This window comes from Streptomyces sp. NPDC034103 (assembly GCF_055575395.1).
Window position 1 is genome coordinate 1 of record NZ_JBVISS010000018.1, and the last position, 22,363, is coordinate 22,363.

At 70.5% G+C, this 22,363-nt stretch carries 17 protein-coding genes; 9 read left to right on the forward strand and 8 right to left on the reverse strand.

The window, feature by feature from the left end:
• On the reverse strand, positions 1–3,122 hold a 3,122-nt coding region (metH, locus tag ACZ56U_RS33620), incomplete at its 3' end, for a methionine synthase (protein ID WP_469087707.1).
• 305 nt (positions 3,123–3,427) lie between these two features.
• On the opposite strand from metH, the gene ACZ56U_RS33625 reads away from it, so the two are divergent.
• The 4 genes from ACZ56U_RS33625 to ACZ56U_RS33640 all read left to right on the forward strand — a co-directional run bounded on the left by ACZ56U_RS33625 (position 3,428) and on the right by ACZ56U_RS33640 (position 8,632).
• Entirely contained in the window at positions 3,428–4,192 is a 765-nt protein-coding gene (locus ACZ56U_RS33625) for an IclR family transcriptional regulator (protein ID WP_391240233.1), read from the forward strand.
• A 377-nt stretch (positions 4,193–4,569) separates the two neighbouring features.
• Positions 4,570–5,370 carry an MIP/aquaporin family protein gene (locus ACZ56U_RS33630; protein ID WP_469087708.1) on the forward strand — a complete coding sequence of 267 codons (801 nt, stop codon included), beginning with the start codon at positions 4,570–4,572 and terminating at the stop codon, positions 5,368–5,370.
• A 52-nt stretch (positions 5,371–5,422) separates the two neighbouring features.
• Positions 5,423–6,964, forward strand: coding sequence for a glycerol kinase GlpK (gene glpK / locus ACZ56U_RS33635; protein WP_391240238.1), 1,542 nt, complete (start codon positions 5,423–5,425; stop codon positions 6,962–6,964).
• Positions 6,965–7,015: 51 nt separating this feature from the next.
• A complete protein-coding gene (locus ACZ56U_RS33640; protein ID WP_469087709.1) occupies positions 7,016–8,632 on the forward strand; it encodes a glycerol-3-phosphate dehydrogenase/oxidase in 1,617 nt (538 codons plus the stop codon).
• 196 nt (positions 8,633–8,828) lie between these two features.
• Here ACZ56U_RS33640 and mtnK read toward each other — a convergent pair whose 3' ends face one another.
• From mtnK to ACZ56U_RS33660, 4 genes are read right to left on the reverse strand one after another with little or no spacing between them, the layout of a single operon-like run.
• The gene (mtnK, locus tag ACZ56U_RS33645) at positions 8,829–10,001 is read right to left on the reverse strand and encodes an S-methyl-5-thioribose kinase (RefSeq protein ID WP_469087710.1); all 1,173 of its coding nucleotides are present in this window, start codon (positions 9,999–10,001) and stop codon (positions 8,829–8,831) included.
• An 8-nt stretch (positions 10,002–10,009) separates the two neighbouring features.
• The gene (locus ACZ56U_RS33650) at positions 10,010–11,056 is read right to left on the reverse strand and encodes an ABC transporter permease (protein ID WP_469087711.1); all 1,047 of its coding nucleotides are present in this window, start codon (positions 11,054–11,056) and stop codon (positions 10,010–10,012) included.
• A 25-nt stretch (positions 11,057–11,081) separates the two neighbouring features.
• Positions 11,082–12,629 (reverse strand): sugar ABC transporter ATP-binding protein, encoded by a 1,548-nt coding sequence (locus ACZ56U_RS33655; RefSeq protein ID WP_469087712.1) that lies wholly within the window; start codon positions 12,627–12,629, stop codon positions 11,082–11,084.
• Positions 12,616–13,713: a substrate-binding domain-containing protein gene (locus ACZ56U_RS33660; protein ID WP_469087713.1), complete on the reverse strand. Its 1,098-nt coding sequence runs from the start codon at positions 13,711–13,713 to the stop codon at positions 12,616–12,618. Before ACZ56U_RS33660 ends, ACZ56U_RS33655 begins: the two co-directional genes overlap by 14 nt.
• 506 nt (positions 13,714–14,219) lie before the next feature.
• Between ACZ56U_RS33660 and ACZ56U_RS33665 the strand changes: the two genes are divergently transcribed.
• Genes ACZ56U_RS33665 through mtnB form a run of 3 tightly spaced genes read left to right on the forward strand, consistent with a single transcriptional unit; the run spans position 14,220 to position 16,146 of the window.
• The gene (locus ACZ56U_RS33665; protein ID WP_469087714.1) at positions 14,220–14,819 is read left to right on the forward strand and encodes a 1,2-dihydroxy-3-keto-5-methylthiopentene dioxygenase; all 600 of its coding nucleotides are present in this window, start codon (positions 14,220–14,222) and stop codon (positions 14,817–14,819) included.
• Positions 14,816–15,541: an acireductone synthase gene (gene mtnC / locus ACZ56U_RS33670; protein WP_469087715.1), complete on the forward strand. Its 726-nt coding sequence runs from the start codon at positions 14,816–14,818 to the stop codon at positions 15,539–15,541. The genes ACZ56U_RS33665 and mtnC overlap by 4 nt, the downstream gene beginning before the upstream one ends.
• Entirely contained in the window at positions 15,538–16,146 is a 609-nt protein-coding gene (gene mtnB, locus ACZ56U_RS33675) for a methylthioribulose 1-phosphate dehydratase (protein WP_469087716.1), read from the forward strand. Before mtnC ends, mtnB begins: the two co-directional genes overlap by 4 nt.
• Positions 16,147–16,199: 53 nt before the next feature.
• On the opposite strand, the gene mtnA is transcribed toward mtnB, so the two are convergent.
• The gene (gene mtnA, locus ACZ56U_RS33680; protein ID WP_469087717.1) at positions 16,200–17,231 is read right to left on the reverse strand and encodes an S-methyl-5-thioribose-1-phosphate isomerase; all 1,032 of its coding nucleotides are present in this window, start codon (positions 17,229–17,231) and stop codon (positions 16,200–16,202) included.
• 450 nt (positions 17,232–17,681) lie between these two features.
• On the opposite strand from mtnA, the gene ACZ56U_RS33685 reads away from it, so the two are divergent.
• Both ACZ56U_RS33685 and ACZ56U_RS33690 read left to right on the forward strand, forming a co-directional pair.
• Entirely contained in the window at positions 17,682–18,353 is a 672-nt protein-coding gene (locus ACZ56U_RS33685; protein ID WP_469087718.1) for a FadR/GntR family transcriptional regulator, read from the forward strand.
• Positions 18,354–18,573: 220 nt separating this feature from the next.
• Positions 18,574–19,566 carry a PAC2 family protein gene (locus tag ACZ56U_RS33690; RefSeq protein ID WP_469087719.1) on the forward strand — a complete coding sequence of 331 codons (993 nt, stop codon included), beginning with the start codon at positions 18,574–18,576 and terminating at the stop codon, positions 19,564–19,566.
• Positions 19,567–19,722: 156 nt separating this feature from the next.
• Here ACZ56U_RS33690 and ACZ56U_RS33695 read toward each other — a convergent pair whose 3' ends face one another.
• Both ACZ56U_RS33695 and mshC read right to left on the reverse strand, forming a co-directional pair.
• Positions 19,723–20,682: an SMP-30/gluconolactonase/LRE family protein gene (locus ACZ56U_RS33695; RefSeq protein ID WP_469087720.1), complete on the reverse strand. Its 960-nt coding sequence runs from the start codon at positions 20,680–20,682 to the stop codon at positions 19,723–19,725.
• A 405-nt stretch (positions 20,683–21,087) separates the two neighbouring features.
• Entirely contained in the window at positions 21,088–22,317 is a 1,230-nt protein-coding gene (gene mshC / locus ACZ56U_RS33700; RefSeq protein ID WP_469087721.1) for a cysteine--1-D-myo-inosityl 2-amino-2-deoxy-alpha-D-glucopyranoside ligase, read from the reverse strand.
• Between the last annotated feature and the right edge of the window lie 46 nt (positions 22,318–22,363).

Sequence of the window (22,363 nt, forward strand, 5' to 3'; positions counted from 1 at the left end):
TGGAGGCCGACGACGTCGGTCTCCCCCGACTCCTCCGGGCGGAAGAAGTCCGCCAGGCACAGCCGGCGGCCACGGCGCTGGCGCGGGAAGGTGAAGCGGGTGCGCTCGTTGCCCTCGTCGTCGAGGATGATCAGGTCGTCGTCCTTGGACACGCACGGGAAGTAGCCGTAGACGACGGCCGCCTCCAGCAGGTTCTCCGTCTGGAGCTTGTCCAGCAGACCGCGCAGCCTGGGTCGGCCTTCGGTCTCCACGAGCTCCTCGTACGACGGGCCCTCGCCGGTGCGGGTCTGCTTCAGACCCCACTGCCCCTTGAAGAGAGCGCCCTCGTCGAGCCAGGACGCGTACTCCTTGAGCTGGATGCCCTTGATGACGCGGGTGTCCCAGAACGGGGGCGTGGGAACGGGGTTGTCGACGGCGACGTCGGACCGGACGTGGCCCTCTTCCGGGCGCTCCTCGACCTCGACGCTCGCGGCCGCACGCACCCGGCGCTGCTTCAGCTCCGGCAGCTTGGCGCCGGGGACGCCGCGCTTGACGCCGATGAGGGCGTCCATGAGGCGCAGGCCTTCGAAGGCGTCGCGGGCGTAGCGGACCTCGCCCTCGTAGATCTCGTGCAGGTCCTGCTCGACGTAGGCGCGAGTGAGGGCGGCGCCGCCGAGGATCACGGGGTAATCGGCGGCGAGACCACGGGAGTTGAGCTCCTCCAGGTTCTCCTTCATGATCACCGTGGACTTCACCAGCAGCCCGGACATGCCGATCACATCGGCCTTGTGCTCCACGGCCGCTTCCAGGATGGCCGACACCGGCTGCTTGATGCCGAGGTTGACGACGGTGTAGCCGTTGTTGGACAGGATGATGTCGACCAGGTTCTTGCCGATGTCATGCACGTCCCCGCGCACGGTGGCCAGCACGATCGTGCCCTTGCCGTCATCGTCCGTCTTCTCCATGTGCGGCTCCAGATAGGCCACCGCCGTCTTCATGACCTCGGCGGACTGGAGCACGAACGGCAACTGCATCTGCCCGGAGCCGAACAGCTCACCGACGACCTTCATACCGTCGAGAAGCGTGTTGTTGACGATGTCCAGGGCGGGCGTGTCCTGGAGGGCCTCTTCGAGGTCGGCTTCCAGGCCGTTCTTCTCGCCGTCGATGATCCGGCGCTTGAGGCGCTCCTCCAGCGGCAGCGCGGCCAGTTCCTCGGCCTTGCCCGCCTTCAGCGACTTCGCCGTGGCGCCCTCGAACAGCGCCATCAGCTTCTGCAACGGGTCATAGCCCTCGGCACGCCGGTCATAGATCAGGTCGAGGGCCGTCTGCACCTCCTCCTCGCTGAACCGGGCGATCGGCAGGATCTTCGAGGCGTGCACGATCGCCGAGTCCAGACCCGCCTTCACACACTCGTCCAGGAACACCGAGTTCAGCAGCATCCGCGCGGCCGGGTTCAACCCGAAGGAGATGTTCGACAACCCCAGAGTCGTCTGCACCTCAGGGTGGCGCCGCTTCAGCTCGCGGATGGCCTCGATGGTCGCGATGCCGTCCTTGCGGGACTCCTCCTGACCCGTGCAGATGGTGAAGGTCAGGGTGTCGATGAGGATGTCCGACTCGTGGATGCCCCAGTTCCCCGTCAGATCCTCGATCAGCCGCTCGGCGATAGCGACCTTGTGCTCCGGGGTGCGGGCCTGGCCCTCCTCGTCGATGGTCAGCGCGATCAGCGCGGCGCCGTGCTCCTGGGCGAGCTTGGTGACCTTCGCGAACCGGGACTCGGGGCCGTCGCCGTCCTCGTAGTTGACCGAGTTGATGACCGCACGGCCGCCGAGCTTCTCCAGCCCCGCCCGGATGACGTCGACCTCGGTGGAGTCCAGCACGATCGGCAGGGTGGACGCGGTCGCGAACCGACCGGCCAGCTCCTCCATGTCGGCGACACCGTCGCGGCCGACGTAGTCCACGCACAGGTCGAGCATGTGCGCGCCCTCGCGGATCTGCTCCCGGGCCATCTCGACGCAGTCGTCCCAGCGGGCCTCCAGCATGGCCTCGCGGAACTTCTTCGACCCGTTGGCGTTCGTCCGCTCACCGATCGCCATGTACGCCGTGTCCTGCCGGAACGGCACCGTCTGGTACAGGGATGCGGCGCCCGGCTCGGGGTGCGGGCTGCGCTCGGTGGGCGCGAGGTCGCGGACGCGCTCGACGACCTGGCGCAGGTGCTCGGGGGTGGTGCCGCAGCAGCCGCCGATGAGGGACAGGCCGTAGTCGCGGACGAAGTTCTCCTGCGCGTCGGCCAGTTCCGGCGCGGACAGGGGGTAGTGCGCGCCGTCCTTGGTGAGGACGGGCAGGCCGGCGTTGGGCATGCAGGACAGCTGGATGCGGGAGTGCCGGGCCAGATAGCGCAGGTGCTCGCTCATCTCCGCCGGACCGGTCGCGCAGTTCAGGCCGATCATGTCGATGCCGAGCGGCTCCAGCGCCGTCAGCGCGGCGCCGATCTCGGAGCCCAGCAGCATCGTGCCGGTCGTCTCCACCGTGACCGAGACGATCAGGGGGACGTCGTATCCGGCTGTCTCCATCGCGCGGCGGGCGGCGATGACGGAGGCCTTGGTCTGGAGGAGGTCCTGGGTGGTCTCGACGAGGAGCGCGTCGGCGCCGCCGGCCAGCAGGCCTTCGGCGTTCTGCTGGTAGGCGTCCCGGATGGCACCGAAGGTGGTGTGGCCGAGCGTGGGGAGTTTGGTGCCGGGGCCCATCGAGCCGAGGACCCAGCGCCGGCGGCCGTCACGGGCCGCGTACTCGTCCGCCGTGTCGCGGGCGATACGGGCGCCCGCTTCGGACAGTTCGTGGACGCGCTCGGGGATGTCGTACTCGCCGAGGGCGGAGAGGTTGGCGCCGAAGGTGTTGGTCTCCACGCAGTCGACGCCCGCGTCGAAGTACTCGGCGTGCACCGCGCGCACGATGTCGGGGCGGGTGACGTTGAGGATCTCGTTGCAGCCCTCCAGCTGCTCGAAGTCCTCAAGCGTGGGCTCCTGCGCCTGGAGCATGGTGCCCATCGCCCCGTCGGCGACCACCACACGGGTGGCGAAGGCCTCACGGAGCTCGGACGCGCGGGTCCGGCTGTCGGCGGAAGGGGTCGGTGGCAACGAGGCCATGAAAGGGCTCCCTCAGGGTGCGACGGCTGTCGGCTTTGCTTCCTGCCGTGGGACTTCCCACCGCGGGCGCACGCCGTCAGGGTAGCCGGGACGGGGCCCGGACGGTCAGAGCGTCCACGGGACGGACGAGGATGGCGGGCGCGTCGCTTGCGGGGCACGAGTGACACGCGGGCGGATCACCGGTGACGCAAAGGTGTGTACGACCATTGGCGATTGGTCGGCATGGACTAGTAGTGTTCGACATTGCCGAACGGCGGCAGCGACGTCGCGGGTCGACGGTCGAAGGGGACGGAGGCAGGACGGCGATGGCACGGAACATCCAGTCGCTCGAACGGGCGGCGGCGATGCTGCGGCTGCTCGCGGGCGGCGAGCGTCGGCTCGGCCTGTCGGACATCGCCTCGGCCCTGGGCCTCGCCAAGGGCACCGCCCACGGCATCCTGCGCACCCTCCAGCTGGAGGGGTTCGTCGAGCAGGACGAGGCGTCGGGGCGGTACCAGCTGGGCGCCGAGCTGCTGCGTCTGGGCACCACCTATCTCGACGTGCACGAGCTGCGGGCACGCGCGCTGGTGTGGACCGACGACCTGGCCCGCTCCAGCGGCGAGAGCGTCCACCTCGGTGTGCTGCACCAGCAGGGTGTGCTGATCGTGCACCACGTCTTCCGGCCCGACGACAGCCGGCAGGTCCTGGAGATCGGGGCCATGCAGCCCCTGCACTCCACCGCTCTCGGCAAGGTGCTGTCGGCGTACGACCCGGTGGCCCACAGCGAGGTGCTGGAGGCCGACCGCAAGGCGTTCACCGACCGCACGGTGTGCGAGCTGGACGCCTTCGAGAACGTCCTCGACATCACGCGCGCGCGTGGGTACGCGGCGGACGTGGAGGAGACCTGGGAGGGCGTCGCCGGTGTGGCCGCGCCCATTCACGACCGGCGGCGGATGCCGGTGGGGGCGGTGGGTGTCACCGGGGCCGTGGAGCGGCTGTGCCGGGACGGTGAGCTGCGCCCCGAGCTGATCGCGGCGGTGCGGGACTGTGCCCGCGCGGTGTCGCGGGACCTGGGCGCCGGGCGCTTCTAGAGCGGGCCTGGGGCAAGCCGGCGGGAGCCGTCGGCGGAGGACTCGGCAGGAGCCACCGGGACGCCGCGACGGCGTTCCGGCCTTCGTCCTACCCTGAAGTGCACATATCGGGTGGGTCGCGCCAGATGGCCCGTTCGAAGATCGATAGCTCACGGCAATCAATAACGATCGTGCTTTCGATAACAGAACCCTTGACGCACATGTGACGCCGGGGTGAGACTCCCGTCCATCGGTCGGCATTGTCGAACACCTACCGGCAATACGCGCTAGAGTGTGACAACGCCAAGGGCCGGCATCGCTCTCACCCCGAGGGCACGCGAACCACCGGAGGGACCCGGGGTTCTGCTTCCCCTGGACGAAGGACAAAGGAGTCGCGGGTGTCCAGCTCCGACATCTTCATCGGCGAGACCATCGGTACCGCCATACTCATCCTGCTCGGCGGCGGCGTCTGCGCGGCCGTCACGCTGAAGGCCTCCAAGGCCCGTAACGCCGGTTGGCTCGCCATCACCTTCGGGTGGGGTTTCGCCGTACTGACGGCCGTCTACACCTCCGCGCCGCTCTCCGGCGCCCATCTGAACCCGGCCGTCACCCTCGCGCTCGCGCTCAAGAAGGACGGCATCTCCTGGAGTGACGTCCCGATCTACTGGGGCGGGCAGCTGCTCGGCGCCATGATCGGCGCGGCCCTGGTCTGGATCGCCTACTACGGCCAGTTCCTCGCGCACCTGACCGACGAGGAGATCGTCGGCACTCCGGGTGCGCGGGAGAACGTCACGAAGTCCGTGGAGGCGCAGGAGAAGGGCGCCGGCCCGGTCCTGGGCGTCTTCTCCACCGGCCCCGAGATACGGGTCGCCTGGCAGAACATCGCCACCGAGGTCATCGGCACCATCGTGCTGGTGCTCGCGGTTCTCACGCAGGGCCTCAACGACGGCGGCAACGGCCTGGGCACCCTGGGCGCCCTGATCACCGCCCTGGTCGTCGTCTCGATCGGTCTGTCCCTCGGTGGCCCGACGGGTTACGCCATCAACCCGGCCCGTGACCTCGGTCCGCGTATCGTGCACGCCCTCCTGCCCCTGCCCAACAAGGGTGGCTCCGACTGGAGCTACGCCTGGGTCCCGGTCGTCGGTCCCCTGATCGGCGCCGCGATCGCTGCGGGCATCTACAACGTCGCTTTCGCTTAGAACAAGCAGTCGTAGACAGTCCCCCTTACTTACGGAAACCCAGGAGCACACAGTGACCGACGCGCACACCGCCGGCCCCTTCATCGCCGCGATCGACCAGGGCACGACCTCGTCCCGCTGCATCGTCTTCGACCGTGACGGCCGTATCGTCTCCGTCGACCAGAAGGAGCACGAGCAGATCTTCCCCAAGCCGGGCTGGGTCGAGCACAACGCCACCGAGATCTGGACCAACGTCCAGGAAGTGGTCGCCGGAGCCATCGAGAAGGCCGGCATCACCCGGGACGACATCAAGGCCATCGGCATCACCAACCAGCGGGAGACCACTCTCCTGTGGGACAAGAACACCGGTGAGCCCGTCCACAACGCCATCGTCTGGCAGGACACCCGCACCGACGCGCTCTGCCGCGAGCTCGGCCGCAACGTCGGCCAGGACCGCTTCCGCCGCGAGACGGGCCTGCCCCTCGCCTCGTACTTCGCCGGCCCCAAGGCCCGCTGGCTGCTGGACAACGTCGAGGGCCTGCGCGAGCGCGCCGAGGCCGGCGACATCCTCTTCGGCACCATGGACTCCTGGGTCATCTGGAACCTGACCGGCGGCGTCAACGGCGGCAAGCACTACACCGACGTCACCAACGCCTCCCGCACCATGCTGATGAACCTCCACACGCTGGAGTGGGACGCGAAGATCGCCGAGTCCATCGGCGTGCCGCTGTCGATGCTCCCGGAGATCCGCTCCTCCGCCGAGGTCTACGGCGAGGTCTCCGGCGGCAAGCTGGGCGACCTGCTCGGCGGCATCCCGGTCGCCTCGGCGCTCGGTGACCAGCAGGCGGCCCTGTTCGGCCAGACCTGTTTCGCCGAGGGCGAGGCCAAGTCGACGTACGGCACCGGCACCTTCCTGCTGATGAACACCGGCGAGAAGCCCGTCAACTCGTACAACGGCCTGCTCACCACGGTCGGCTACCGGATCGGCGACCAGAAGGCGGTCTACGCCCTCGAGGGCTCGATCGCCGTCACCGGTTCGCTGGTGCAGTGGATGCGCGACCAGATGGGCCTGATCTCCACCGCCGCCGAGATCGAGACGCTCGCGCTGTCGGTCGAGGACAACGGCGGCGCCTACTTCGTGCCGGCCTTCTCCGGTCTGTTCGCCCCGTACTGGCGCTCCGACGCCCGCGGTGTGATCGCGGGCCTGACCCGGTACGTCACCAAGGCGCACCTCGCGCGCGCCGTCCTGGAGGCCACGGCCTGGCAGACCCGTGAGATCACCGACGCCATGACGAAGGACTCCGGTGTCGAGCTCGCGGCCGTCAAGGTCGACGGCGGTATGACCTCCAACAACCTGCTGATGCAGACCCTCGCCGACTTCGTGGACGCCCCCGTGGTCCGCCCGATGGTCGCCGAGACGACCTGCCTCGGTGCCGCCTACGCCGCCGGTCTCGCCGTCGGCTTCTGGACCAGCACCGACGACCTGCGCGCCAACTGGCGCCGAGCCGCCGAGTGGACCCCCAACATGGCCGCGGAGAAGCGCGACCGTGAGTACAAGAGCTGGCTCAAGGCCGTCGAGCGGACGATGGGCTGGCTCGAGGACGAAGAGAGCTGACGAGAGCCACTCGTAGGCTCAAGCCGCTCTGATGAGGAGTAAGAACCCGAAATGACCAGTCAGACCACCCTGCAGTCCGTGCCTGCCCTCGGTACGCGCCCGGCCTCCGGCTCCAACCCGAGCCGCGCCGAGACCCGGGAGCAGCTCTCCAAGGCGTCGTACGACCTTCTCGTGATCGGCGGCGGCATCCTGGGCATCTCCACCGCCTGGCACGCCGCGCAGTCCGGCCTGCGGGTGGCCCTGGTCGACGCCGGCGACTTCGCCGGTGCCACCTCTTCCGCCTCCTCGAAGCTGCTCCACGGCGGTCTGCGCTACCTGCAGACCGGCGCGGTGCGGCTGGTGGCGGAGAACCACTTCGAGCGCCGTGCGGTCTCCCGTCAGGTGGCCCCTCACCTGGCGAACCCGCTCACGTTCTACCTCCCCGTGTACAAGGGCGGGCCGCACGGCGCCGCGAAGCTCGGGGCGGGCGTCTTCGCCTACTCCATGCTCTCCGCGTTCGGTGACGGCGTCGGCCACCTCCTGTCCCCCGCCAAGGCGGCGCAGGACGTGCCGGAGCTGCGTACCGACAACCTCAAGGCCGTCGCGGTCTACGGCGACGACCAGATGAACGACGCGCGCATGGCGCTGATGACGGTCCGTGCGGCCGTCGAGGCGGGCGCGGTGGTCCTGAACCACGCCGAGGTGACCGGGCTGCGGTTCACCAGGGGCCGGGTGACGGGCGCCGAGCTGCGCGACCGCCAGTCCGGTGACGAGTTCGGCGTGAACGCCCGCCTGGTGCTGAACGCGACCGGCCCGTGGGTGGACCACCTGCGCAAGATGGAGGACCCGAACGCGGCTCCTTCCATCCGCCTGTCCAAGGGCGCGCACCTGGTCCTGAAGCGGACGGCGCCCTGGCGGGCCGCGCTCGCCACCCCGATCGACAAGTACCGCATCACCTTCGCCCTCCCGTGGGAGGACATGCTGCTGCTGGGCACCACGGACGAGGAGTTCGAGGGCGACCCGGGGGACGTGACGGTGACCGAGAAGGACACCGCGCAGATACTCGACGAGGCCGCGTTCTCCATCCGCGACCAGCAGCTCGACCGTGGCCTCATCACGTACGCCTTCGCGGGTCTGCGCGTGCTGCCGGGTGGCCCCGGTGACACCGCCAAGGCCAAGCGGGAGACGGTCGTGACCGAGGGCAGGGGCGGCATGCTGTCCGTCGCGGGCGGCAAGTGGACGACCTTCCGGCACATCGGCCGTACGGTCATGAAGCAGCTGGAGTCGCTGCCGGGCGCTCCGCTGGGTGACGACTACGAGCCGATCTCCTCGCTGCCCAAGAGGCTGCCGCTGCCGGGTGTCGCGAACCCGCGGGCGGTCGCGCACCGGCTGCTGGTCGACAACCCGGCGCCGGGTCCGCGCATGGCGGCGGACACGGCCAAGCACCTGGCCACGCACTACGGTTCGCTCGCCTTCGACATCGCGCGGCTGGCGAACGAGAACCCGGAGCTGGGCGAGCGCGTCCACCCGGACGCCCCGGAGATCTGGGCGCAGGTCGTCTACGCCCGGGACAACGAGTGGGCCGAGACCACGGACGACGTGCTGCGCCGCCGTACGACGCTGACGATCCGCGGCCTGGCCTCGGACGACGTCCGCGCCAAGGTGCAGGACCTGCTCGACAAGAAGTAGACCTCGGGCCGGCCCCTTCCTGCCCTGGCCGGCACCACCGAGAACGGCCCCTCTCCCCTATGGGGGCCGGCACGCGAACGGGGCGGTTCCACGCCGATGGAGCCGCCCCGTTCGTATGTCCGCGGTGTCGGTGGCGGGGGTCCTCCTGGGTGCATGACCCTGGATCAGGCAGCCCCCGAGGTGGTTCGGCGGCGGGTCAGTCGAGTGCGGCCACGACGGCGCGCACGGCCTGCGGTGACGTCAACTCCTCGCGCCGGACGATGAGTTCGCGGCCCAGGAGCAGTGCCCTGCGGGACGCCGGGACCGGGTCGGGAAGGGTCGTCAGGTCGGTCAGGTGGGCGAAGCCGATGATGCGACGGACGATCTCCGTGCCGGCGTAGCCCACGGACTCGGTCCAGACACGGCGCAGGAAGCGGTCCAGATAGGCGTCGTCGAAGAAGGTGTCGACACGGGCCGGCCACAGGCGGCGGAACTCCGTCTCGAACGCCTCCCAGGACAGCCGGAGTTGGTCCGCGTGGTCCGTCAACCGGCCCAGCGCCCGTGCCCGTTCCTCCGACACCAGTGCGTTGGCCCAGTACAGGCCGAGGTCGTAGCCGATCGGGCCGACGAAGGAGAACTCGGGGTCGAAGACCCGGACGACGGGGGCGCCGTCGCGGTCGCCGACCATGACGCTGCCGGTGTGCAGGTCGCCGTGGAGGAGGGCCTGGGCGCTGGTCATGAAGGTGTGGCGGAGGTCGGCCACCTCGGTGCGCAGGCGGGCGTCGGCGCGGAACTCCCGCGCCAGGTCGTCCAGTTGCTCGTGCCAGTGGTTGTGCTCGTGCTCGATGTACGGCTCGGAGAGGACGACGTCCTCCGTGATCTTGCACAGTTCCGGGCTGACCGAGGCGGCGATCAGGGCCTTGCGGTCGGCGGAGGCCATGCCGAAGTCGCTGGTGGCGAAGGAGAACTGGGCGACGAACTCGCCGATCCGGGCGGAGGTGTGCGGACCGTACGCGGCGCCCTCGTTGAGGAGGGTACGCAGGACCTCCAGGTCCGACATGTCCTCCATGACGAGGGCGTAGTTCTCGGGGTCGTACCCGTGGATCGCCGGGATCTTGTCCGGGGCGACCCGCGCGACCTGCTCGTAGGCGCGTGCCTCGGCGTCGGCGCGGTCGGGGTTCATCGGCCAGGACGGGCCGGCCACCCGGACCCAGGGCAGGGCCTGCTTGACGGCGAGGCTGCGGGTGCCGTCGGTGTTCGAGGCGAGGAAGACCCTGTTCATGTTGCCGTCCGAGACCTCGCGGACGGCGACGTCGGCCGGGTTGTCCCAGTGGCCCCGCTCGTGCAGGTAGCCCGGGATGTCGTCGGTCTCCAGGATGCGGTAGCCCATGGCTCTCCTCAGGACGTGCGGCGCTTGGACAGGGTGAAGCTGAAGACCAGGGCGAGGATGAGGACCGCGCCCTCGACGACGTCCTGGGTGTAGTAGGGCAGGCCCTTGATGGTCAGGCCGGTCGTGATGATGCCGATCAGGACCGCGCCGAGGGCCGTCCCCCAGACGTTCGGGCGCCCCCGGCCGAGGACCGAGGTGCCGACCAGGGCCACCGCCACCGCCTCCAGGAGCTGGGAGGTGCCGGCGCTCACGTCGCCCTGGCCGATGCGGGAGGCGAGGATCAGCCCGCCGATGGAGGCGAGGACGCCGGACAGGACGTAGGCGAGACAGCGGTACGCCCCGACGCGGATGCCCGCGAGACGGGCGGCCTCGGGGTTGGCGCCGATGGCGTACAGGACCCGGCCCCAGCGGGTGCGGGCCAGGAAGACCCAGGCGGCGAGGGTGAGGCCGCCGAAGATCAGGACCGAGACGGGGACGCCGAGGACCGTGCCGCGGTCGATGCGCAGGAACCCGGCGGTGAATCTGCCGGGGGCCGTGGTGCCGTCGTCCAGGGTCATGCCCGGGGTGATCGACTGCCCGTCGACCAGGATGAGCTTGCCGCCCTGGATGACGAACATGGTGCCGAGGGTGGCGAGCATGTCGGGGATCTTCAGGACGACGATCAGCAGCGCGTTGAGCAGGCCCGCGAGGGCGCCGGCGGCGAGGACGGCGACGATGGCGACGGTGCCGACCTGGTTCTGGACGACCATCGTCTGGGCCGCGACCGAGACGCCGAGCCCGGCGACCGCGCCGACGGACATGTCCATTCCCCCGACGGCCATGGTGAGGGTGACGCCGAGGCCGAGGATCGCGGCGACGGAGACATAGCGCAGGGTGTCGAGGAGGGTGGCGGACTCGCGGAAGGAGCCCTCGCTGAGCGCGAAGTACAGGAAGAGCGCGACCGTCACGAAGATGAAGCCGTACTTGATGACGGCGTTCTGGACCCGTAGGGCGGTGGAGTCGGCGGGCGGAAGCGCCGCCTTCGTGGGGACTTCCGTGCTCTGGGTGGTCGTCATGGCGTAGTTCCTCAGGGAGCCGGGGTCACACGGACGCCGAGATGGTCTGGATGACACGGTCGCGTTCCGCGGCCTCGCCGTACGCGTCGAGGTGGATCTCACCGGCGGCGAGCACGACGACCCGGTCGGCGACCTCGAGCACCTCGTCGACGTCGGCGGACAGGACGAGCACGGCGGCGCCCTCGGCGGCGAGGGCGCGGGCGCGGCGGCCGATGTCCCGGCGGGCGCCGATGTCCACGCCTCGGAACGGCTCGTCCAGGATGAGGACGCGGGGGGTCTCGGCGAGCCAGCGGCCGACGACGACCTTCTGCTGGTTGCCGCCGGACAGTTCCTCGACGGTGCTGTGCTCGTCGCGGGCGACGACTCCGAGGGCCTCGATGGTGTCGCGGCCGAGGGCGTCCTCCCTTCCCCGCTGGACGAGCCCCGCCCTGGACAGCGACTTCAGGAACGGCAGCGAGATGTTCCGGGCCAGGGACCAGCCGGGGATGAGGGCGTCGGCGTGCCGGTCCTCGGGGACGAGGTGGACGCCGGCCCGGATCGCGTCGGAGGGTCTCCTCGGCGCGTACGGCGTGCCGTCCAGGGCGACGGAACCGGTCGTGAAGAGCTCGGCGCCGAACAGCCCTCGGGCGAGTTCGGTCTTGCCGGCGCCCAACAGGCCGACGACGCCGGTGACTTCGCCGGCCCGGATGTCGAGGTCCAGTGGGGCCCGGCCCTCGAAGAGGCGGACGCCGCGCAGGGACAGGGCCACCTCGCCGGCGGCGCCCTCGCGCACCGGGCGGGCCGTCGTCGCCTCCTGGGCCTGGGCGAGCATCGCGCGCAGGGCGGCGTCCCAGTCGAAGGGTTTGGCCTGGTCCTCGGTGAGACGGCCGTCCCGCAGGACGACCAGGCGGTCGGCGAGGGCGTCGATCTCACCGAGGCGGTGGGAGACGTAGAGGACCGCGATGCCGTCGTCGCGCATCCTCTCGACGAGCGTGAACAGGCGCTCGGCCTCGGCGGCGGAGAGCGCGGAGGTCGGCTCGTCGAGGATGAGCAGCCGGGGGCGGGTGGCCAGGGCGCGGGCGAGGATGAGCAACTGGCGGTCGGAGATGCCGAGTTCGGTGACGTCTCGGCGCAGCAGGGAGTCGCTCCAGTCCAGACCGAGGCCGGTCTGGATCTCCCGGGCGCGCGCCAGCAGCGTGCCGCTGTTGAGGAACGGGTTGCCGCGGCGCTGCGCGAGTTCCTCGAAGACGAGGTTCTCGGCGACCGTGAGGCCGGGCACGATGCCCTCGCCGATGCGCTGGTGCACCGTCTGGATGCCCAACTGGCGGGCGGCGAGCGGCGACTGGAGTGCCGCGGGTTGCCCGGCGACCCGTACCTCGCCGCCGTGGTCGGTGTGCACGCCCGACAGGATCTTGATCAGCGTGGACTTGCCGGCGCCGTTCGCGCCGAGCAGCGCGACGACGCTGCCCGGGGCGATGTCGAGGGAGACGGAGGCGAGGACCGTCTTGCCGCCGAAGGCCATGCTGACGTCGGTGAGAGCGACGGCCGGGGCGGCCGGGGCGGCCTCCTCACCTGCCGTCTCAGTGGGCGACATTCGAGATCCAGTCCGCGGTCGAGACCTGGGTCAGGTTCAGCGCGGGCAGCGCCTCACGCAGCTGGTCCATGTTCGCGATCTTGTTCTTCTTGAGGAAGTCCTGGGTGATGGCGACGGCCGGGAACTGGACGGAGGTCTTGTCCAGCTGTCCGGCCAGTTCCAGCGCGGTCGTCCGGACGACGGCGGCGCCCACGGCGGACGGGTCGGTGCCGGCGGTCGCGACCCAGGGGCTGTCGGCGGCGGTCATCTGCTGGATGTCGGCGTTGGAGACGTCCGCGCCGAAGACCTTCACCTTGCCCTGGAGCTTCTTGTTCTGGACGGCGAGGACGGTGCCCTTGGCGAGCTCGTCGTAGGGGGCGAAGACGCCGGTCACGTCGGAGTGCTGGGTGAGCGCGGCGGAGACCAGGGGGACGTTGTCGGTGGCGGTGGAGTCGGTGACCTTGCCGACCTTGAACTCCTGCTTCCAGGCGTTGCTGTCGACGGTTCCCTTCCACACCGAGTCGCGCTTGTCGAGGGCGGCGTAACCGGCGACGTTGACGTAGCCGACCTTGGCGTTCTTGCCGAGGTCCTTCGCCATCACGTCGAGGACTGCCTTGGCCATGCTCGCGTCGTCCTGCTTGGTGGAGACGACACCCTTCGTGGAGGTCTCGACGTCGTAGACGACGACCTTGATGCCCTTCTTCACGGCCTTGTCGATCTCCGGCTGGATGGTCGCCGGGAAGCCGTGGTCGATGATGATCGCCTTCGCGCCGGAGTTGATGGCGGAGGACAGGTCGGTGGCCTGCTTGGCGTTGTCGGCCTGTGCGTCGTACACGGTCAGGTCGATGCCGAGGGCCTTGGCCTGCGCCTTGGCGCCGTTGCCCCACTGCTCGAAGTAGTCACCGGCGCCGCTCTGCCGGACCAGGGCCACCTTGACCGCGCCCGCGCTGAAGGGGGCGGGCTTCTTGCCGGTGGCGGCCGAGGCGGAGGCGGCGGTGTCACCGGTGTCCTTCGAGGCGTCCGTGGACTGCGAGCAGCCGGACAGCACGAGCGCGGAGAGCGAGGCGAGGGAGAGCGCGGCGAGGGGCAGACGGGTGCGGGGCATGACGGGGCTCCAGGTGTCGGGGAGGTGAAAGGGGTGCTCGACCCGGAGCAGGGGTGTCGTGATGCGCCGACGCACAGAGGGGCGGGCGGGCCGGGGCTCCGGGAGGGGTCAGCGACAGCGGGCCGTGGTCGACCGGAGCAGGTCCACGTACAGCCGCCGTACGAGCAGCAGCGTCTTCATACGCAGATCATGAGAAAGATTTCGGCCATACGTCAAAGCTTGAAAGCGGTTTCTCAGGGAGTGAGACAACGACTAGGTCACACCCGCCGCAGGTCACGGCACGCGTTAGCATCGCGGGACCGGCACCGACCCGGCACTGTGAGGCCCTGATGACGACAGCTGGCGCGAAAGCGACGCGTAGGACCGGCATGCGCCGCTGTCCCGGCGCGCTGTGTCGCGGCTGACCGCCCGCCTCGCCCGTCCCGTCACCGCCCTCTTCCTCCCCCGCCCGTCCGGTGCTTGTCTCGGTATCCGGACATCCCTTCCAGACTCCTGGAGTTGTTCCCATGACCCTGCTGACCACCTGGTCCGAGTCCGGCCCCGAGACGCAGGTCCGCCGCACCTCGGACCCCGCCGAGATCGCCGAGGCCCTCAAGCCGCTCGGCGTGCGCTACGAGCAGTGGCCGGTCCGCGAGGACGTCCCCTTCGACGCCGACAGCGACACGGTGTTCGCCGCGTACGGCCCGGAGATCGACAGGCTGAACGCCGAGGAGGGCTTCACGACGGTCGACGTCCTCGGCCTGCACCCCAGCGACGACCCGGAGTTCCCCGCGAAGGCGAAGGCCGCGCGCGAGAAGTTCCTCCAGGAGCACACCCACGACGACGATGACGAGGTCCGCTTCTTCGTCTCCGGCTCGGGCATCTTCTACCTCCACGCGGGCGGTGAGGTGCACGCGGTGTTCTGCGAGAAGGGCGACCTGCTGGGCGTGCCGCGCGGCACCACGCACTGGTTCGACATGGGCACCAACCCGTCGTTCACCGCGATCCGCTTCTTCCACGAGGAGGACGGCTGGATCGGCACCTTCACCGGCTCGACGATCGCCTCCCGCTTCCCGGACTACGACACGATCGCGGCGGGCTACGAGGCGGACAAGGCCTCCGCATGAGCGTGGTGCACGACGTGGACGCCGTGGTGCTCGACATCGAGGGCACCACGAGCGCCACGGGCTTCGTCGTCGACGTGCTGTACCCGTACTCGCGCTCCCGTTTCGGCGCGCTGCTGGCCGAGCGGGGCGACGATCCGGACGTGGCCCGGGCGGTCGCGCAGGTCCGGGAGGCGCTCGGCGACCCGGCGGCGGACGCGGCCGCGGTCGAGAAGGCCCTGATCGCCTGGCTCGACGAGGACCGCAAGGCCACACCGCTGAAGACCCTCCAGGGCGTCATCTGGTCCGAGGGCTTCGCCCGCGGTGACCTCGTCTCCCACTTCTACGACGATGTCGTCCCGCGGCTGCGGGCGTGGCACGCGGCGGGGATCGGGCTGTACGTCTACTCGTCCGGTTCGGTCGCCGCCCAGCGGGCGTGGTTCACCAACAGCCCGCAGGGCGACCTCACCCCGCTCGTCTCGGGCCTGTACGACACCGAGAACGCCGGCCCCAAGCAGGAGCCGGAGTCCTACCGCCGGATCGCGGCGGCGACCGGTGTCGAGGCCGCGAGGCTTCTCTTCCTCTCCGACCGTCCCGGCGAGCTGGACGCGGCCCGTGCGGCCGGCTGGCACACCGTCGGTGTCCGGCGGCCCGGGGAGCCGTACTACGCGCAGGGCGTCGGCGACCACGCCGAGGCGGCGGCGTTCGACGAGATCACCCTCAGCACCACCGGGAGCACCGTATGACCGCCGAGATCACCGAACGGGACCTGGAGGAGGCGGGGGTGGTCCTCGCCGCCGAGTCCGCGCGCTTCGCCGGCTTCGGCTGGATGCGGGGCACCTCCGGCAATCTGTCCGTCGTCCTCAGCCGTGACCCGCTGCGGCTCGCGGTGACCGCGAGCGGCCGTGACAAGGGGGAACTGACCCCCGCCGACGTGGTGTTGGTGGACGGGCAGGGCGCCGCGGTACGGGGCGGCAAGCCGTCCGCGGAGGCCGAGCTGCACGCGCGCGTGGCGGCGCTGACCGGCGCCGGGGCCGTGGTGCACGTGCACACGGTCGCCTCGGTGGCCATGGGGCGTCGGGAACCGGGCGGGATCGTCCTGCGGGACCTGGAGATGCTCAAGGGCGTCGGACAGCCCGCGCACGACGTCGAGGTGCTCTTGCCGGTCATCGCCAACAGCCAGGACATGAAGGTGCTCGGGGACCGGCTGGAGGCGGCGCGTGATGCGCGGATGCCGGCGGTGGTGGTCGCGGGGCACGGACTGTATGTGTGGGGTGCCGATCCCCGTCAGGCCCGGCATCACACCGAAGTCGTGGAGTGGCTGCTGGAGTTGGAGCTGTCGCAGCGCTGAGCACACGGAAGGGGGCCCTCGGCGGCGGGGGTCCCCTTCTCGTCACGTTCTCGTCACGTCAGGTACTCGCCCGGCAGTTGGCCGGACGCCACCTCCAGCACACCTCGCTCGGTCACCAGCGCCGTCACCAACCGCCCCGGCGTCACGTCGAAGGCGGGGTTGTGACCGCGCGACTCGGCGGGCGCCGTCCGCACGCCGCCCCACTCCAACACCTCGGCCTCGGCCCGGAGTTCTATGTGGATCTCGTCGCCGGTCTTGGTGGCGAGGTCCACGGTCGTCGTCGGCGCCGCCACCAGGAACGGGATGCCCGCGTCGGCGCACGCCAGCGCGACCCCCACCGTGCCGACCTTGTTCGCCGTGTCGCCGTTGGCGGCGATACGGTCCGCCCCGACGATCGCCGCGTCGACCTCGCCGCGCAGGATGGTCCCGGCGGCGGCGCCGTCCGCCTGTACGTAGTGCGCGATGCCCTCCTGGACCAACTCCCAGGCGGTGAGCCGGGATCCCTGGAGCAGCGGACGCGTCTCGTCGGCGTAGACGACGTCGAGGCGTCCGCGCGCGTGGAGTTCGCGGATGACGCCGAGTGCCGTGCCCCAGCCGGCCGTCGCGAGGGCGCCCGTGTTGCAGTGGGTCAGGATGCGCAACGGCCGCTCCACGCCCACCGTTTCGAGCAGCCAGTCGGCACCGTGGGCGCCCATCGCCCGGTTCGCCTCGACGTCCTCGCGCTGGACGGCGACGGCCTCCTCCAGGACGGCGCCCAGGCCCTCGTCGAAGCGGGCCATCACGCGGTCCACGCACACCATCAGGTTGACGGCGGTCGGCCGGGCCTCCCGGATGCGTGCGACGGCGGCGCGCACCTGCGCCACCGACCAGCCCTCGCGCTCCCCCTGCACCAGCGCGAGGGCGACGCCGTACGCGCCGGCCGCGCCGATCGCGGGGGCGCCGCGGACCACGAGCCGCTGGATCGCGTCGACCAGAGTGTCCACATCGCGGACAGCCACCGTCTCGTCGCGGTGCGGGAGCAGCGTCTGATCGATGAGGGCGAGACCGTCGCCGGTCCACTCGACGGCACGCAATCCCTGGGGCATATCGGGACACTCCTGATGTTCCGGTGGTGTCCGGTCACGGTACATGACCTGGGGGAACCACAGTTCGAGACAATCGGGCAAGTGTCCGGAAACGGATGCCAGGGCCCGGCAATCAGTCCGCATACCGAGACGAGCGAGGACGCCCGTGCTGCTCAAGCGGCGCTTCCTCGACTTCGGCCGGTGTGCCAGTGTGCCGGTGTGCCGCCGTGCCGGTGTGCCGCCGTGCCGGTGACGGCCGCCGACGCTGACCCGTCCCCGTTCTCTCGTCTGTCCGCACCCTGGACGAGTGGGTGGTGATCGCCGACCTGGGCGGTGGTGCCCGAGCGGGCCATGGGCATCCTGTTCGGCCGATCGGCCGGTCGGCCCCATAATGATGTGAGACATCGGATGTCTTGACGGGACGTTCGCAGGCCCCGAACCGGGCGTGCGGGAACCACTGGGAGGCCGGGCATGGCAGTCACCGACGAGGCGATCGAGAAGATCAAGGGCATGATCGTCTCGGGCGCCCTGCGCCCCGGCGACCGGCTGCCCAAGGAGAGCGAACTCGCCGCCGAACTCGGGCTGTCCCGCAACTCCCTGCGGGAGGCGGTGCGCGCCCTGTCGCTGATCCGGATCCTGGACGTGCGCCAGGGCGACGGCACCTATGTGACCAGCCTGGACCCTCAACTCCTCCTGGAGGCGCTGAGTTTCGTGGTGGACTTCCACCGCGACGACACCGTTCTCGAGTTCCTCGCCGTCCGCCGCATCCTGGAGCCGGCCGCGACCTCCATGGCGGCCCTGCGCATCAGCGAACAGCAACTGGACGCGTTGTCGGCCCAGTTGGCCAAGCTCGGTGAGGCCCCCTCGGTGGAGGAACTGGTCGCCTGCGACCTCGACTTCCATCGGGGCATCGTGCAGAGCTCCGGCAACTCCGTGCTCTGCTCCCTCCTCGACGGTCTCTCCGGGCCCACCACCCGGGCCCGTGTCTGGCGCGGCCTCACCCAAGAGGACGCCGTCAGCCGCACCCTCCACGAACACCGCATGATCCTGGCCGCCCTGCGCGACCGGGACGCCGAGGCGGCCCGTTCCTGGGCCACGGTGCACATCGCGAGCGTGGAGCAGTGGCTGCGTTCGACCCTGTGAGCAACGGCTCCCCGATCGTCGGACGTCTACCCGCGTCAGGGGGCGACGTCCGGGACAGCCGTGCAGGTCGTCCCGGCACAGCTCGGATCACTGGGGGTGTTCCGGGGCGGCAGACGGGGCAGTGATGCGTTCACTCCCCCGTGCAAGGGGGCTGCGGACGCCCCCGTTGGACGCCGTAAGGTTGGGGCGTACGTGAGGGCACGTCGGAAGGAGGCACTGGGTGATCGAGCTCGAGGGGGTTCCCGAGCTGATCGACCCGGTCATGGTGGCCGCGTTCGAGGGCTGGAACGATGCCGGCGACGCCGCCTCCACCGCGGTCGCGCACCTGGACAGGGAGTGGAAGGGCGAGGTGTTCGCGGCGCTGGACGCCGAGGACTACTACGACTTCCAGGTGAACCGGCCCACGGTGTGGATGGATGCCGGAGTGCGGAAGATCACGTGGCCGACGACCCGGCTCTCCGTGGTCCGCGTCGGCGGTGACAAGCCGCGCGACCTCGTACTCGTCCGAGGTATCGAACCGTCCATGCGCTGGCGCTCGTTCTGCAACGAGCTGCTCGGCTTCGCCCACGAACTGGGCGTGGAGCTGGTGGTGATCCTGGGCGCCCTGCTCGGCGACACCCCGCACACGCGTCCGGTCCCGATCAGCGGGACCACGTCCGACCCGGACCTGGCCCAGCGGATGGACCTGGAGGAGACCAAGTACGAGGGCCCCACGGGCATCGTCGGCGTCCTCCAGGAGGCGTGCACGCACGCGGGCGTACCAGCGGTCAGCCTCTGGGCGGCCGTACCGCACTACGTGTCGCAGCCGCCCAACCCGAAGGCGACGCTGGCGCTGCTGAACCGGCTCGAGGACCTGATCGACATCCGCATCCCGCTGGGCGAGCTGGCCGAGGACGCGCGCGCCTGGCAAGTGGGCGTGGACCAGCTGGCCGCCGAGGACACCGAGGTCGCCGAGTACGTGCAGACGCTGGAGGAGGCCCGGGACACCGCGGAGCTGCCGGAGGCGTCGGGCGAGGCGATCGCCCGCGAGTTCGAGCGGTATCTGCGCAGACGGGACGGCGGCGGCCCGACCCCGCCCGGTGGTCACGCGACCGAGGGCGGCGAGGGCACGTCGTATCTGCGGGACAACCCCAGCGGTCGTACGCGCCCGCCGAAGCCGCCGAGGCCGGGCGGCGCGGACGACGAGGGCCCGGCCGACTCGTCTGAGGACTGAGGCGGAGGCCGAGCGCCTCGGGCCGATGGCATCGGGCGGAGGCCCGAGCCGACGGCTCGGGCTGAATGCCTGGTCAGTGTTTGGGCTGAGCGCTTGGGCTGAGTGCTTGGGTGGCAGGAGGGCGGTGCGTATGACGCGCACCGCCCTCCTGCCGCTTCAGACCCGCGGTACCGCCACCACGTCGTAGTCGGTGGTGGGCGTCGGGTCCACGTCGAAGCGGGCGTTGGGCAGGTAGATGCGGTCGCCCCAGGCCGCCGCGGTGGTCGGGATACGGAAGCGCGGGTCGGTGATCCGGGTGATCGTCGTGCCCTTGGTGCCGGCCGCGTTCAGCCGGAACACGTCGACCGCGTTCTGCGCCTGCTGGACCACGTAGAGGGTCCTGCCGAGCAGCAGGAGACCGTCCCCGTTGGGAATCTTCGCTCCCCCGAGGTCCACGGCGCGGGCGACTCCGGTGCGCGGGTCGACGCGCTCCAGAGTGCCGCCGTCGGCGAAGGCGTTCACCACGAGCAGCGCGCGGCCGTCGGGGGTGCGCTCGATGCCGTTGGCGGTGAAGTCGTCGCCCTGGACCCAGTCGCCGGTCAGGGGAACGGTCTCGACGTCCAGGGGTTCCCCGTGCCCACCGAGGCGCAGCTTGTAGAGCTGCGGCTTGAAGGAGTCGGTGAACCAGGCGGCGCCCGGGGTGAGGATCACGTCGTTCACGAAGGTGCCGCCGGTGGCGTACACCTTCTCGATCGCGCCGGAGCGGGCGTCCACCGTGCGGATCTCGCCGCTGTCGCCGCCGGCGAGGAAGAGCCTGTGGCCGTGCGGGTCGATCTTCAGGCCCACGGTGGGGTGTCCCTCGCCGAGGCCCTTGCTGATCACCGAGCCCCGGCCGGTGGCCAGGCTCGCCCGGTAGACGGCGCCGTCGGCCAGGGAACCGAAGTAGCCGAAGGGCTTGGTCCCGATGGCGATGCCCTCGGGCTGGAAGCCGTCGGGCAGCGGGAACCGGTCGGGCCAGGCAGCCTTCTTCGGCGTCCCGGCCGCGTGTGCGGTGCCGCCGAGCAGCGCTGCTCCCGTCAGCGCCGCGGTCGCGGTGAGCAGTCTTCGACGTGCGAAGGAACGGTCTGTGGGTGCCACTGTGCGTCCTTCTGCCAAGGGGCCGGCGGTGGCCGGCCGAACGGTCAACAGACGCCCCCACCCCATCACATGACGATGACCACCGCAGTCCTTGGCCGGATTGCTGCGTGACATCTGATTCAGGACGGATTGCACCCGTTACCCAATTCAGCTTCTTTTGAAGCGAGTTGCCGAACACGGGCTGGACGAGGGCCCGTTGGAATGCCTGGTTGTCCACCGCTCACGCTTGAACCGCTGTTCTGAACCGCTGTTCGGAAGCGAGGAAAGGCCGCGGCAGGTCATCGGGACGCCCAGTCACCGAACGTGCTGCGCGGTGTCCGGATTCCGCGCTTGTGACCACCGGGAGCCGGCAGAACCAAGGGCGCTTCCTCCGCTCGGAGGAAGCGCCCTTCGGGTGCCGGGTGTCTACAGCGCGACGCCGAGCAACGCGTCCACGGCGCGCGAGACGAGGCCGGGGGCGCCCTCGTCGGTACCGCCCTGCGCCTGCTGGAGCGCGGCCCAGCGGTCGACCGCGGCGAGCGCGGTGGGGGCGTCGAGGTCGTCGGCGAGCGCCGCGCGGATCTCCTCGACGAGGGCGTCGGCGGGCGGTCCGTCGGGCCGGGACACGGCCGCGCGCCAGGCGCCGAGCCGGGCCACGGCGTCCTGGAGCACCTGGTCGGTCCACTCCCAGTCGGCCCGGTAGTGGTGGGCCAGCAGGGCGAGCCGGATCGCGACCGGGTCGACGCCGTCGTAGCGCAGCCGGGAGACGAAGACCAGGTTGCCCTTGGACTTGGACATCTTCTCGCCGTGCAGGGCGACCATGCCGGCGTGGACGTAGGCCTTGGCCATCGGGAACTCGCCGGTGAGCACCTGGGCGTGCGAGGCGCCCATCTCGTGGTGCGGGAAGGCCAGGTCGGAGCCGCCGCCCTGGACGTCGAAGGTCATGCCGAGGTGGTCCAGGGCGATGGCGACGCACTCGATGTGCCAGCCGGGGCGGCCGCGGCCCAGCGAGCCGCCGTCCCAGCTGGGCTCGCCCTCGCGGGCGGCCATCCACAGCATCGGGTCGAGCGGGTTCTTCTTGCCCGGACGGTCCGGGTCGCCGCCGCGCTCGGCGGACAGCAGCCGCATGGCGGCGGCGTCCAGGCCCGACACCTTGCCGAAGTTCGGGTCGGACTCGACGGAGAAGTACACGTCCCCCTCGAGCTCGTACGCGGCGCCCGCGTCCCGCAGCCGTTCCACCAGCGGGACGATGCCGGGTATCGCCTCGACCGCGCCGATGTAGTGGCGCGGGGGCAGCATCCGCAGGGCGGTCATGTCCTCGCGGAAGAGGGCCGTCTCCTTCTCGGCGAGGGCGGCCCAGTCGACGTTGTCCCGCTCGGCGCGCTCCAGGAGGGGGTCGTCGACGTCGGTGACGTTCTGGACGTAGTGCACCTGCCGCTTGGTGTCGAGCCACACGCGCTGAACCAGGTCGAACGCGTTGTAGGTCGCCGCGTGACCCATGTGGGTCGCGTCGTACGGCGTGATGCCGCAGACGTAGATACGGGCGACGGGACCGGGGTCGAGGGTGACCGTACCGCCGGTCGCGGTGTCGTGGATCCTCAGGTCGCGGCCCTGACCAGGCAGGGCGGGGACCTCGGAAGCGGGCCAGGCATGCATGTCATGAGCCTAACCGGACGGATGTTCCGCATACGAACCGGACCGG

Coding starts and splice junctions, on each gene's coding strand:
- mtnK (WP_469087710.1), bottom strand. CDS start 10,001: ATGGGCTACCGCATCCTGGAGACCGACGACATCCCGGGCTACCTGCAC.
- mtnC (WP_469087715.1), top strand. CDS start 14,816: ATGAGCGTGGTGCACGACGTGGACGCCGTGGTGCTCGACATCGAGGGC.
- ACZ56U_RS33655 (WP_469087712.1), bottom strand. CDS start 12,629: ATGTCGCCCACTGAGACGGCAGGTGAGGAGGCCGCCCCGGCCGCCCCG.
- mshC (WP_469087721.1), bottom strand. CDS start 22,317: ATGCATGCCTGGCCCGCTTCCGAGGTCCCCGCCCTGCCTGGTCAGGGC.
- ACZ56U_RS33660 (WP_469087713.1), bottom strand. CDS start 13,713: ATGCCCCGCACCCGTCTGCCCCTCGCCGCGCTCTCCCTCGCCTCGCTC.
- ACZ56U_RS33650 (WP_469087711.1), bottom strand. CDS start 11,056: ATGACGACCACCCAGAGCACGGAAGTCCCCACGAAGGCGGCGCTTCCG.
- ACZ56U_RS33625 (WP_391240233.1), top strand. CDS start 3,428: ATGGCACGGAACATCCAGTCGCTCGAACGGGCGGCGGCGATGCTGCGG.
- mtnA (WP_469087717.1), bottom strand. CDS start 17,231: ATGCCCCAGGGATTGCGTGCCGTCGAGTGGACCGGCGACGGTCTCGCC.
- ACZ56U_RS33640 (WP_469087709.1), top strand. CDS start 7,016: ATGACCAGTCAGACCACCCTGCAGTCCGTGCCTGCCCTCGGTACGCGC.
- ACZ56U_RS33665 (WP_469087714.1), top strand. CDS start 14,220: ATGACCCTGCTGACCACCTGGTCCGAGTCCGGCCCCGAGACGCAGGTC.
- ACZ56U_RS33685 (WP_469087718.1), top strand. CDS start 17,682: ATGGCAGTCACCGACGAGGCGATCGAGAAGATCAAGGGCATGATCGTC.
- mtnB (WP_469087716.1), top strand. CDS start 15,538: ATGACCGCCGAGATCACCGAACGGGACCTGGAGGAGGCGGGGGTGGTC.